Annotated in this window: 13 protein-coding genes; 8 read left to right on the top strand and 5 right to left on the bottom strand. The window is 39.9% G+C overall.

Annotated features, from left to right (window positions below):
- Positions 1-13 precede the first annotated feature (13 nt).
- Complete coding sequence (locus ACT3S9_RS10000; protein WP_443489204.1) at positions 14-715, bottom strand: IS1 family transposase; 702 nt, start codon at positions 713-715, stop codon at positions 14-16.
- Positions 716-1,324: 609 nt separating this feature from the next.
- Here ACT3S9_RS10000 and ACT3S9_RS09995 point away from each other — a divergent pair.
- The 4 genes from ACT3S9_RS09995 to ACT3S9_RS09980 are packed head-to-tail and all read left to right on the top strand — an operon-like array spanning position 1,325 to position 6,333.
- A complete protein-coding gene (locus tag ACT3S9_RS09995; protein WP_441835478.1) occupies positions 1,325-2,701 on the top strand; it encodes an MATE family efflux transporter in 1,377 nt (458 codons plus the stop codon).
- Positions 2,701-4,695 (top strand): excinuclease ABC subunit UvrB, encoded by a 1,995-nt coding sequence (uvrB, locus tag ACT3S9_RS09990; RefSeq protein WP_441835477.1) that lies wholly within the window; start codon positions 2,701-2,703, stop codon positions 4,693-4,695. The genes ACT3S9_RS09995 and uvrB overlap by 1 nt, the downstream gene beginning before the upstream one ends.
- Positions 4,695-5,630 (top strand): class I SAM-dependent methyltransferase, encoded by a 936-nt coding sequence (locus tag ACT3S9_RS09985; protein WP_441835476.1) that lies wholly within the window; start codon positions 4,695-4,697, stop codon positions 5,628-5,630. Before uvrB ends, ACT3S9_RS09985 begins: the two co-directional genes overlap by 1 nt.
- A 10-nt stretch (positions 5,631-5,640) precedes the next feature.
- Positions 5,641-6,333: a tRNA (adenine(22)-N(1))-methyltransferase TrmK gene (locus ACT3S9_RS09980; RefSeq protein ID WP_441835475.1), complete on the top strand. Its 693-nt coding sequence runs from the start codon at positions 5,641-5,643 to the stop codon at positions 6,331-6,333.
- 17 nt (positions 6,334-6,350) lie between these two features.
- Here the strand turns inward: ACT3S9_RS09980 and ACT3S9_RS09975 are convergent, their stop codons facing one another.
- The 3 genes from ACT3S9_RS09975 to ACT3S9_RS09965 all read right to left on the bottom strand — a co-directional run bounded on the left by ACT3S9_RS09975 (position 6,351) and on the right by ACT3S9_RS09965 (position 7,648).
- Complete coding sequence (locus ACT3S9_RS09975; protein WP_441835474.1) at positions 6,351-6,593, bottom strand: hypothetical protein; 243 nt, start codon at positions 6,591-6,593, stop codon at positions 6,351-6,353.
- Between the two features lie 103 nt (positions 6,594-6,696).
- On the bottom strand, positions 6,697-7,176 hold the full coding sequence (locus ACT3S9_RS09970; protein ID WP_441835473.1) for a YchJ family protein: 480 nt from the start codon (positions 7,174-7,176) through the stop codon (positions 6,697-6,699).
- A gap of 37 nt (positions 7,177-7,213) precedes the next feature.
- On the bottom strand, positions 7,214-7,648 hold the full coding sequence (locus ACT3S9_RS09965; RefSeq protein ID WP_441835472.1) for a SulA-like leucine-rich domain-containing protein: 435 nt from the start codon (positions 7,646-7,648) through the stop codon (positions 7,214-7,216).
- Between the two features lie 651 nt (positions 7,649-8,299).
- Between ACT3S9_RS09965 and ACT3S9_RS09960 the strand changes: the two genes are divergently transcribed.
- From ACT3S9_RS09960 to ACT3S9_RS09950, 3 genes are all read left to right on the top strand, one after another.
- On the top strand, positions 8,300-8,671 hold the full coding sequence (locus tag ACT3S9_RS09960) for a hypothetical protein (protein WP_444750931.1): 372 nt from the start codon (positions 8,300-8,302) through the stop codon (positions 8,669-8,671).
- 92 nt (positions 8,672-8,763) lie between these two features.
- Positions 8,764-9,180 carry a nuclear transport factor 2 family protein gene (locus ACT3S9_RS09955; RefSeq protein ID WP_444750874.1) on the top strand — a complete coding sequence of 139 codons (417 nt, stop codon included), beginning with the start codon at positions 8,764-8,766 and terminating at the stop codon, positions 9,178-9,180.
- Between the two features lie 116 nt (positions 9,181-9,296).
- Positions 9,297-9,617 carry a hypothetical protein gene (locus ACT3S9_RS09950; RefSeq protein ID WP_444750930.1) on the top strand — a complete coding sequence of 107 codons (321 nt, stop codon included), beginning with the start codon at positions 9,297-9,299 and terminating at the stop codon, positions 9,615-9,617.
- 247 nt (positions 9,618-9,864) lie between these two features.
- On the opposite strand, the gene ACT3S9_RS09945 is transcribed toward ACT3S9_RS09950, so the two are convergent.
- Positions 9,865-11,024, bottom strand: a protein-coding gene (locus ACT3S9_RS09945) for an IS3 family transposase (protein ID WP_086962489.1) whose coding sequence is annotated in 2 segments (ribosomal slippage) — positions 9,865-10,751 and positions 10,751-11,024 — 1,161 coding nt in all. Because the reading frame shifts where the segments join, the coding sequence is not laid out codon by codon here.
- An 889-nt stretch (positions 11,025-11,913) separates the two neighbouring features.
- Between ACT3S9_RS09945 and ACT3S9_RS09940 the strand changes: the two genes are divergently transcribed.
- Entirely contained in the window at positions 11,914-12,798 is an 885-nt protein-coding gene (locus tag ACT3S9_RS09940; protein WP_444750929.1) for a helix-turn-helix transcriptional regulator, read from the top strand.
- Positions 12,799-12,801 lie beyond the last annotated feature (3 nt).

Below are 12,801 nucleotides of genomic sequence, written 5' to 3'. Positions count from 1 at the left end.
AAGTATGCTGGCATCAGACGTAGCCATAATTGATGTAAAAGAACACCAAATCAAACACTTTAAAATGATTATCAAGCTTTTTTGAGAAGCAACAAGTCTTTCTAACCGCTCGTCTTAATCGGTGTCTAAGGCGACAGTTATTACCCTCTATACCTATGGTATGCTGTTTGCCAACCTGTTTGTGATCACCTTTAAAGGCGGTTTTAAAGCTATCCCAGTTGTCCATACTGATAGAGCCATAGCTTACTTTAAGTTGCTTTAAACGTGCTCTTAGCTTCTTAGCTGTTTTTAAGTCACGTTTGCCCCAGACATAAGCGACAATCTCATTAGTAGCACGGTCATAAGCGTAGATGAGCCAGACTTTACGCTTCTTGCGATACACGTAAGTCCAGAACTCATCAACCTCTAAGCGTTCATAGTAGCGCTTCTTAGGCGCGATCTTATAAACAGATGAGCCTATGGTGCCCAATACTTTACCGATACTGACTGAGGCTATAATAGCTATGTCTCTAACACCGCAACCTCTCACCGTCATTAGCCGTATGATGTCTTCTATTTTAGAGTGACAGCCCTTATAAGTTAAGGCATGGTCACCAATGAATTGACGTTTGCAGTCCTTGCATTGGTAGTTCTGCTTGCCATAGCTTTTTATGCCGTTTTTCTTTAAACTGGGACTGTGACAGTCGGGGCAGCTGATATCTATTTGTGTCTTCATAACCTCAAATATATCATCTTGCTTTGGCTGTCACCCTCCTTTATTTCTTCAGCATACTTTCTGACACACCACCTATTCACTGAGTTGTGTTAAATTAAATAAAGTAAGTATTTACCAATATTCAAACTGCTCAAGAAAAATTAGCACTCTGCTAAGCCTTTATAAATGGGCGGTTGGATGAGTTATCCACGGTTTCTGTGGATAACTCTGTTTATGAAACTTTAAGAACCTTGGCAACGCTAGGTTTTTAGGGCGCTACAAGGATTTCAAGCATTTCAAATGTTTTTTTTTACTTATTTAAAAACAATTGGTTATGTTTTCATTTTGTTTGCTTCTAGTTTGATGAGAAAGTTTATTCGTTACGATTAGAAAGGCGCAATTATTGTGTAAAAATAAGCCTGGATACGCTATTTTTGTGTAATTAACGTAATTAAAATGTATTTTTATTGTTTTATGACGTATTCGTTTATAATTTAAGCTTAAGAGGCTAAAAGCACACTTTTCTTCATTATTATCACTATAATTCTCGATCAGTTCATAAATGCATGGCTAGAACAGCCGTGATGCTTTAAAATAATCGGTTCATTTGAAGAAGGCTAATTTATTCCTATGCGCGCAACCTTGCAGACACATTCAAATACCGACCTTTTAAACGATCCTATACTGCCGACCCTAAAAAAAATGACGATACCGATGATCTTCGGCATGATTACTTTAATGATGTTTAATCTAGTAGATACTTTTTTTATTGGTTTATTAGGTACAAAGCCTCTGGCCGCCGTAAGCTTTACTTTTCCGGTTACCTTTACAGTAATAAGTTTAGCTATTGGGTTGGGCATTGGTACTTCGGCAGTTATTGGCAGAGCGCTTGGTAGTAATAAGTTAGATGAAGCTCGCTTTGATGGCAGTATTGCACTGATGATAGCTATTGTGATGGTGTGCATATTATCATTTAGCGGTTACCTATTTATTGAGCCTATTTTTAAATTGCTCGGGGCAGGGGAGCAAGTTCTGCCATTAATTCATGACTATATGAGCATTTGGTTTATTGGCAGCATTTTTTTAATTACCCCAATGGTCGGGAATTCTGTGCTACGGGCCAGTGGTGATACCACAACCCCGAGTGTTGTTATGGGTGGGGCTGGACTGATTAATGCGTTTTTAGACCCGATGCTCATATTTGGTTTTGGACCAATACCGGCGATGGGTATTAAAGGGGCCGCTATTGCAAGTGTTATTGCTTGGTCTGTAGCTGTGGTGATTATTTTATATATTTTAGCCGTAAAAAAAGGTTTATTAAGTTTACAAGCAAATAATCAAACCGTAACTGGGGCGATTAGAAAGATTTTAAAAATAGGCTTGCCAGCAGCAGGCGCTAATATGCTTACCCCAGTGGCTATGGCAGTGATGACCGCGTTAGTGGCTCGCCACGGACCAGAGGCGGTTGCAGCATTTGGTGTTGGTAGTCGAATTGAATCAATTGCAAGCTTAGTGGTGTTAGCACTGTCTATGACATTGCCGCCTTTTATCAGCCAAAATTTTGGTGCTGCGAAATTTTGTCGCGTAAAAGAAGCTTACTCCACCACCTTAAAATTTGTCATGGTGTGGCAATTTATTATTTATTTAGTATTAATTGCGAGCGCTGGTTTTATTAGTGAAATATTTGCAAAAGAGCAAGCTGTGGTTGAAGTGATTAAATTGTTTATTTATATACTGCCCCTTAGTTACGGCTTTCAAGGTATTATTATTTTATCTAACTCATCTTTTAATGCTTTGCATAAGCCGATGAATGCATTGATTTTGAGTGTCGTTAGATTATTTGTATTTTATGTACCATTTGCCTATTTTGGCAATGAAATTGCAGGCCTCACCGGGTTATTTATTGGCGCAGCCATAGGTAATCTATTTACTGCGCTTGTTGCGTATAAGTGGTTTATGAAAGAACTTGAAAAGTTAAGTAATCAATCTTTACAGGAGTGTCATTAATGAGTGACCATTTTCAGTTGGTTTCTGATTTTAAACCGGCAGGCGACCAGCCCACTGCGATTGCACAGCTTTGTGAAGGGCTTGAAGCAGGGCTGGCACAGCAAACATTATTGGGGGCAACGGGTACAGGTAAAACCTTTACTATGGCCAATATTATTCATGATTTGAATCGCCCGACTATCATCATGGCGCACAATAAAACGCTTGCGGCGCAGCTTTACGGAGAGATGAAAGAGTTTTTCCCAAATAATGCGGTTGAGTATTTTGTTTCTTACTATGATTATTATCAGCCAGAAGCTTACGTGGTTTCCAGTGACACATTCATTGAAAAAGATGCCTCGATTAACGAGCATATTGAGCAGATGCGTTTAAGCGCCACCAAAGCGTTACTCGAGCGCCGAGATACCATTATTGTGGCCTCAGTATCGGCTATTTATGGTTTGGGCGATCCCAAATCATATATGAGGATGATGTTGCTACTTAAAGTAGGCGAAAAAATAGATCAACGCGACATGTTGCGCCGTTTAGCAGAAATACAATATACCCGTAATGATATAGAGTTTAGCCGAGGTACATACCGGGTACGCGGCGAAGTGGTTGATATCTTTCCCGCTGAGTCTGACACTTATGCAGTTCGGGTAGAAATGTTTGATGATGAAATTGAACGTTTAAGTATATTTGATCCCCTAACCGGGGCCGTCGAAAAACACCTCGTGCGTACCACCATTTACCCAAAAACACATTACGTAACCCCACGTGAAAAAATACTCGACGCTATAGAAAAAATAAAAGATGAATTAAAAGAGCGTCGAGCGCAATTACTCAGTGCAAATAAATTGGTTGAAGAGCAACGTATAGCGCAGCGTACGCAGTACGATATTGAAATGATGACAGAGTTGGGCTATTGCTCAGGAATAGAAAACTACAGTCGTTATTTGTCGGGACGTACACCGGGAGATCCTCCGCCGACATTACTCGACTACTTGCCTGATGATGCGTTAATGATTATCGATGAGTCTCATGTCACTGTGTCGCAAATTGGTGCCATGTACAAAGGCGATAGAAGCCGAAAAGAAAACTTAGTTGAATATGGCTTTAGAATGCCATCGGCGCTTGATAATAGACCACTACGATTTGAAGAGTTTGAGGCGATTGCTCCACAAACAATTTATGTTTCAGCGACACCAGGAGATTTTGAGTTAGAACGTTCAAATGGTGAGGTGGCCGAGCAGATTATTCGCCCAACCGGGTTACTTGACCCGCAAATAGAAGTTCGTCCAGTTGCAAGCCAAGTAGATGATTTACTCTCTGAAATTTATAAACGAGTAGCCGTAAATGAGCGAGTGCTAGTCACCACCTTAACCAAGCGTATGTCTGAGGATTTAAGTGATTACCTGAGTGAGCATGGTGTCAAAGTGCGTTACCTACATTCAGATATAGATACCGTGGAGCGAGTTGAGATTATTCGCGATTTACGAGCCGGTGTATTTGATGTGCTAGTGGGTATAAACTTATTACGTGAAGGCTTAGATATGCCTGAAGTATCATTAGTTGCAATACTCGATGCAGATAAAGAAGGTTTTTTACGTTCCGCACGTGCACTTATTCAAACCATAGGTCGTGCTGCCCGTCACTTAAATGGCCTCGCTATTTTATATGGCGACCGTGTTACTAAATCAATGGCCAAAGCGATTGATGAAACTGAGCGTCGTCGAACCATACAGCATGCGCACAATTTAAAGCACGGCATCGAGCCGCAAGCACTTGTGAAACGCATTACTGATATAATGGATGTAGGTGAAGACGCGCAGCCTAAAGATAACCTTAGACTTATCCGAAAAGAGTCAAATAAGGTACTTAGTGCAAAAGAGATTGCTAGCCAAATTAAAGAGCTTGATGGAAAAATGCATGCCTACGCAAGCGATTTAGAGTTTGAGAAAGCCGCCTCAATACGTGACCAAATACATGAACTACAACAACAGTTGATCAACTAATGACAAGCAATTTTACAGAAATATTATCAGCTTTAGATAAGGCGCCTCTCTCAGCTAACGAATTATGTAGAGTGTTTCATGGTCGAGGACATAGTGTTGAAAGTCTGAGTCATCTAAATATAGATTTTTATCCACCTGCTTTGTTTTTAGTGTCGTATCAAGAAATCGCTGATGATGAACTTAATCAGTTGACTGAACAAGTAGAAAGTTGGATAGCAAAAAATGCCCCTGAACTTGTTACTGCATTAATTTATCAACAGCGCGCAGGACAAAATACAGTTAATAAGTTAGTTTTCGGCCATTTACCCGAAAAACATACAGTACAAGAAAACGGCATTGCATTTCATGTTGACTTATTAAGCCGCCAAAACACCGGGATATTTCCTGATATGCGAAGTGGCCGTGAGTTTATTATGGACCATAGTCGTGATGCCAAGGTACTTAATTTATTCGCATATACCTGCGGTTTTTCGGTGGCTGCAATGCATGGTGGTGCAGATTCTGTAATGAATATGGATATGAATAAAGGTGTACTTAGAACTGGAAAACAAAATCACCAGTTAAATAATTTTGACCGCGGAGTAAGCTTTTTACCTCACGATATTTTAAAGTCATTTGGTAAGTTAAAAAAAGCAGCTCCGTTTGATTTGATCATTATTGATCCGCCTAGCTTTCAAAAGGGGAGCTTTATATTAACTAAAGACTATCAAAAGGTGTTGCGCCGTTTACCTGAACTGTTAAATAGTCAAACTAAAATATTGCTTTGTGCTAATAGTCCTGAGTTATCTGAACAAGCATTTAAAGATCTGATTAACGAGCACACACAAGGTAGTATTGTCTTTAAACAGCGACTTGATGCAACAGCGGGTTTTATTGAAGTAGACGCTGATCGTAGCTTAAAAGCGCTCGTGTACGAAAGTGCGGTAAGTGAATAAGCTTTAGTCTATGGCGCTTAGTAGACGTTTATTTGAAATTGATGCACTTATCGATGTGCGTGGTGATAAATATTATGATGTGATTTGGGACTGCTGCTGCGATCATGGGTTACTGGGCATCGAGCTGTTAAAACGCAAAGCTGCACCTATGGTGAACTTTGTTGATATTGTGCCAAGCTTAATGGACGAACTTGAGAGTAAGTTGAGTCAGTTTAGCCCTTGGCAGAATGAGCCGCATTGGCAAGTTTATTGCCAAGATGTGGCCGCTATTAATGTGAGCCCTTCACAGAAAAATATTATTATTATTGCAGGTGTCGGTGGTGAACTACTACTTTGGTTGGTGCAACAAATAATAGCTTATTATACTCAGGCAACTTTATCGTTTACTAAAGCGCAAGTTCAGCCATTAGAGTTTATAGTTTGCCCTGTGCACCATGCTTACACCTTACGCTCAGGATTGAATGAACTGGGGCTTGGGTTAAAGTACGAATCAATAGTTACTGAAAATAAAAGATTTTATGAAGTATTACATCTTAGCCAGTCCGCAAAAACAGAAATAACGGCTACCGGTGAAATGTGGGATTTTAACCAACCTTCACATAAGCAATATCACACAAAGCTGATAAAGCATTATCAGCAAATGCAAAATAAAAATGCAGCCTATTATGCTGATGTGATAACGCAGTATAACAATCTTCTCTAAAGCTTAAATTCAGACGGTTATAAATTATTAATATCTTGTTTAACTTTATAGCTTGAGTCAGTGACAATAGCTTCTAAAGTCTGTACACGTTCTTTAAGTGCTAATATTTCATCCGCCATCGCGGCAATTTGCCCGTTTGATTCTTTATTATCAAGGAATGTGCGCCTTTTAAATTCTAGGTACTTTTTATACATATCGTAAATAACCCCCGAACCAACAGAGATTAATACAATTAATACCACCATAGTCATGCCCGACATAATCCTTCCTTAATTATTTAAGTGATGTAGCCCTAATATATAGCGGAAATTAAATATTAGGGCATGACCACAGTTTAGTTACAAAAAGTAGATTTTAACTTTCTTAAACACTATGGCACTTTTTATATTTTTTTCCACTTAAGCAGGGACACTCATCATTACGCCCGACTTTTATGTCAGCTATTGGGTAAATTTCGCCATCTAGATAGCGCCAATTCCCATCTTCTTTAATAAATGACGATTTCTCATGTAGTTGGCAATACAAGTTTTGGTAAAAGTAACTAACGCAAAATTCAACAATACCAGTTTGTTCCTCACTTGAGCTGGCAATTATTTTAAGTTCGCTAAAGCGGCAGCTATTAGCAAAGTCAGCAATTTCTTTTATTGGGTTTTGGGCTTGCTTTTCTTGTGCATAAGTTTTGTGAATGTAAGTGGCATTTTTTAGCGCATAGGCAACATAACGAGAGCGCATTAATTGCTCAGGCGTTAGTGCTGAACTTTTTCCTGAGTGCAGCGGCTCGCAGCAATCTTTATAATTTTGTAAACTACCGCATAGACACGCGCCGTTAGTGGGTTGGATCATAAAAACAACTTTTTAATAAAAAGCGTATTTTACCAGCTTATTGCGCAAATGCTATCTCAGGTGTTTGCGCTGCTTTAGTAAAGCAATAAAGCTTGGCACTGGCTTGTTCTAGGTTTAGTGATAAGTCAGTAATTTGTTTATCTTTGATGATACCAGTCCACGTTATTACGGCGGCAAAGTTACCGTTATGTAATGCTGAATTTAAAACATACTCTAAATTGACTAAGTGTTTTTGACGTATAACGAGTAGTTTGCTGGTATCAATTGAGCATGAGTCGAGTAATGCTTTACTAGGAACATGGTCCGGTGCAATCAGTAATGTCCAAGCGCTTTGATTATTATAATGGTGTAAAACTTTCAGTAATTCAAAGGTTGCAGAGATCTCATCTTCAATCTGAATTAAGTTGACAGATGAACTTTGGTTATCTTGTTGATAACTTTTAACTGTTCTTACGGTAATAGCCTGTAACATAATTTTGCTCACTGGTTGTTTATACAGTACTTGTATACAGTAGTTCATACAGTGCTAGTGTGCAAGGTTTCTTTTGCTATTTTTTTAAACGATTGTTCAGTTATGTTCTTTCTCATTCGGTTTTGGAATAGTTTGTCACACATCTGGAATGAAGAGCCATATGTGGCAGGGCTTGCAGCGATGGTGTTGCTGTTCCTTATTTAGGTCTTTATCATAAAGTGTGGAATTTGGTTTTTAGGCTTAAACTAATTAAAACATCAAACACAGATTCCAATTTAAAATTTCATACTTTATCTTTTTTGATTTAATACTGTATGGATAGCGGTTTATTGTTGCACCTCTTATTAAAAGCAGGGGATCTTCGGACAAGGCTATTGACGCAAAAAATGTAGTAAGGCGGTTATGAGGTTAGCTAAAATATAATAGTTAATTGATTGGTCAAGCTGGTCTTTGCGCATATATTCATGAAAATGAGCGCTGCGCGCATATTGTTCTATTTAAGTTTTCTTTAAAGTTATAGAAAACTTATTGGCAGTAATGCTTTAGGTTATTTGTTAAAACATACATAATGTAGATAAATGAGCGTGCAGTCGGTAGAAATATGCGCGATGAGCGCACTATTAAATTGTTAGCTGTACGGTAGGGAAAGCCATGTTAAATCTTGCATCAGCAGTAATACTGACATTAGCTAATCTGATTTACGCAGCCATAATCTACTTATCACTCCATGGCTGGTTGGTGGTGCATGAGCCAAGTGGCATGCAGTTGCTTATGCACTTGGTTGTTACCGCTCCATTGGTATTAATCACAACCATATGGTTTTTCTATTTGAGCGGGCAGAAAAAATGTAGCACCATTTTCTGGAAATTAAATCTTGTGGGTATCTTAATTCCTGTCATGAGCGTCCAGACCGGTGTCACTCACTATCACTTTGACAAGGTAGGCCTTGCAACATCGGTACTCGTGGCTGTGGGTATTTTTATCTTATTTATCAGTGCGGTGCGGCAGAATGCACACAGCTAACAAGGCCAGGCACAGCGACGGCTTTTTCGTTGCGGCTTCGCCTCCACTACAAAGCCGCGCGTGCTGGCGGCGTTAGCCTTCATGGGAGAGATATGAACGAGTTTGAAACCATCTATGAGAAATGGCACGAATATGCCAAGGGTCGGGATGTTCCATCCCTCATCAATCTGTACGCTGAAGATGCTGTCTTCGAAAGCCCGCTTGTGCCAGCCATCCTAGATCAAGACTCTGGCGTTCTTCGGGGGCGGCAGGAGATTGTTCGCTTCTTGGAGGAGGGTACTAAGCGAAGACCCAATGATCTAGTTCGTTGGCATCGAACAGGCAAATACTTCATCAACGGTGACACCCTTATTTGGGAGTACCCGAGGGAAACTCCTGAAGGCGATCAAATCGACATTCTCGAAGTCATGCAGATTTCTGACTACAAAATCATGAACCATAGAATCTATTGGGGTTGGTTCGGTTGTAGCCAACTAATAGCGTCTGCTCTAAAGAAGAATTCGAGTTGATGGCTAACAATTCATTCCAGCCGACCGTCCACTGGCTGCGCCAGCGGCCGGCGGCTGAATTCAGGCGTTAGGTGCTAGTCATCTTTCAAACTGTTAGTAATACTTGAGGATAAGCGATGAAAAGTAACAATATGGATGCCTTTCTGGAATCAATTGGTGTAGCTATGAGAGTAAGAATGGATCTCTCGCTATACGACGGAGACTACGACTGTGCTTGTGGGAAAAAACATCATTATGGGCCACATATTAACTTGCTTTGTCAGGGTAAATGGCGAGTTGTGATGGAGTGCCCAGAAAACCCAGACTATTTAACTTGTGTGAAAATTAAAATGTTTATGATGGTAAAATTCAAAGGTTTCGAAAGCCTTTCTGGATACCACATCCAAAATGAAGAAGAAAGGCAACTTCTTCGCGGTACATTCAATAGCCTAAGGTAAGATAATAAAATATGGAAATAATAATAGGATTAATTGTTGTGTTCTTGGGATGGTCGTATCTAAAAGCTAGGGCACGAATTCATTACGCCAACAAACTTCGAGTTGAAAGAGAGTTATGCAAAGGAGGCGATGCACTATATCCGTCTTGGGTGTCGAATAAAGATAGGATGGAAGAGTTTGCTGCAATGCTTAATGCCGGTGCTAGACGAAAGTCTATATGTAATGGTCAACAAATTCTGTAGAGATTCTAAGCGGCATTTTTTAATTCATTATATTTCTGATGTGGCGTCATATAATTAAGCGTAGAATGCCTACGTTTGTAATTGTAAAACTGAATATAATTGTCCACCTCACTTATAACTGAATGATGATTTATAAATGACAGGCGATTCAGTCGCTCTGTTTTTAAACTTCTAAAAAATCGCTCCATTACTGCATTATCCCAACAATTACCTCGACGACTCATACTTTGCGTTATAGTTAGTTGTGATAACCGAGCTCTAAACGAGGCCGCAGAATACTGACACCCCTGATCGGAATGAAACATCAGTTGATTAAGAACCGGCTGTTGACGCTTAATAGCATTATTCAATGCTGCTATAGCCAATTCAGCATTTGGGCTTGTTGATAAGGCATACCCTACAACTTCCCTCGTTGATAAGTCTAACACACAGGCCAAGTAGCTCCACCCTTGATGGTTCCTGATATAGGTAATATCACCGACCCAATGCGTGTTATGTGAATCAGGGTTAAACTCTCGTTTTAAGAGGTTCTGTGCGTACTTATGTTCATCACCTGAGTTAGGGTAGTAATGTTTTTTCTTCGGCCTGATGGCTTTTATATTCAACTTTTTCATCAGTGCCGCTGTTTTATATATTCCAATCGTATGATTTAACGCATTCAGTTCAACGTTCACTCTGCGTCTACCATACGTATAACCAGAATCGTCAGCGATAGATTTAATTAACTCCAGCAGTGCCTGCTCTGACTTATTTGGCGCGACGGGCGCATAGTAATAACTACTTGTACTGACTTCTAAAGCACGACACAACTCAGATACCGTATAGCTTGGGGTCGCTTTCTTCAACGCTTTAATTACTTTAAATTTTGATTGTCGCGAATGAAGAAAGCGGTGGCTTTTTTTAATATATCATTATCCCTTAAAGCTCGCTGTAGCTGCTTCTCTAGCAATTGAATACGTTGCTGTTCTGGTGTGAGTGCTTGTACATTTCCCGGGCTCTTACCATCTAGCTCAGATAGATATTGTTGCTTCCAACGTGATACTGCTGACTTTCCTGCGCCAGACATCTCTTCAATTTGCTTATTGGTATAACCTTCTTCTACCATTAATTTGGCATATTCAAGTTTTTGTTGTGCACTGAGTGTTACTTTTGATTTTCTGGTCATAGTGATACCTTTTGGGTTTAGCTCATTTTACGCTATAAACCTGTCCAGTTTCATTAGACCATTACATCTGCTCAGCATTCCCGCCGGGTGTTTGGATACAGAGGTCTCTATGTCACCAACAGCTCACATCTTTGCATCTAGCAAAGCTTTTTGGGATAAAGGTTTAGATTCTGTGCCAGAATTCGAGGGGCTGCCAGAGTGAGCAGCTATCACATAATCGGGTAGCCGGAGGTCTCTAACTTCCAGCCCCCACACCACCGATCATGTGCTTTTTATGAACAGGAACTGCGATGGGGGGACATCTCTTGTAATGTGATGAATATGTATCCAAATCTCTCTCAGTGGTGTTAATCCGTGGGACGCTGAATTGAAAAGCTCAGCCATAATGTAAAGTCACCCCACCTTTTCTTATTGGTAATAAAAATGACGCTAATGATGCTCTGACTATTGCTGAAGCGTCACTTAGAGCAATAGTTTGTTTTATCTCAATTAAAGCCGTTGAACAACAAGATGTTCAATGGTTACAAAGGATCCGCGAACCGTTTGTAAAACAATGAACGAGTACACTAAATCAAGTCTGTGGTTTTAAAGTGTAAAGGCACATAAGACTTTTAGAATGTCATGATGGCACGGCAACGAAATAGCCATTAGGTGCCAAATATATCATTTTCATGGGTGATTACTGTACAATACTTGTAAATGAAAATTGTTTTTATTTGCGATAATGTTGTGATATAGTCTCATTTGTGGTGATTCTAGATAATATATGTATCCTCCAAAGGTCTTGCAAAGGATGTGGAGGTGTTAATTAGAGATATGTCAGGGTGATACGGCAAAGGATAGGTAAGGTTTTAAAATGACTTTTTGCAGTGACATTGAAATAAACATAGTGAATGAACAGCAGCAAATTGAAAGTACGGTTGGACATAACTTTGTACAGTTGATGCCCGGTCTTTCAGTCAGCTTATCTACAGCACAAGATATGGGGGCTGCCGATACCAAACACGTATTCCCTGGCGATGACCAGTATATTCATTTAAATAGTGTTCTGGCGGGGAAGTTCGAAGCGACAGTAAGCAATAAACTTTTACAATGTAAGTGCGGAGACTTCAATATTGGCTTTTCAAGTGGTGAGAGTTTCTGTGCATATCACAGCAATGATTTTAGCAATCTAGAAATCATGATAAAGCCAGAAGTACTTGCTGAGCTTGCTGGTGAAGAGCTCAGTGGCATTGATCTTGGCAAGAATATGTCGTTCTTTGTGAAGCAAAGTGGTCCTTGTCGCAAAGTCAGTGCATGTGCAAATCGCATCTATAAGCTGATAAAAGAGCAGGAAAGCAAACCACTTCTATTACATTCTGCGACTCTAGATTATTTATATTGGCATCTCACCGCGCTTAAGTCAGTTGATATTAGTAACCAGATCCCACTTCGAGAGAAAAAGCAGCTTATGGCAGCAAGAGACTTTTTGCTTGCTGATTTGAGCAGCCCCCCGACGATTTCAGATGTGGCTAAGGCGGTTGGGTTAAACCAGTGCAAGCTTAAGAAAGGTTTCAAGGCATTGTTTAATAATACCGTGTACGGCTGTTTCCAAGAAGAAAGAATGCACAAAGCAATGAATTTACTGAAGGACAATAATGTGACTGAAACGGCAATCTCGTTGGGTTACAGCAATGTTAGTCATTTTAGCGTGGCATTTAGAAAACAGTTTGACGTGCTTCCTAAGGAAGCTCGGCTAAACTTGGCGCCTACCATCGTTGGCAATTTAATTTGACCA

The organism is Pseudoalteromonas sp. AOP31-A2-14, from assembly GCF_052378035.1.
Lineage (GTDB): Bacteria > Pseudomonadota > Gammaproteobacteria > Enterobacterales > Alteromonadaceae > Pseudoalteromonas.
This window is presented reverse-complemented; position numbering and strand designations above follow the sequence as displayed.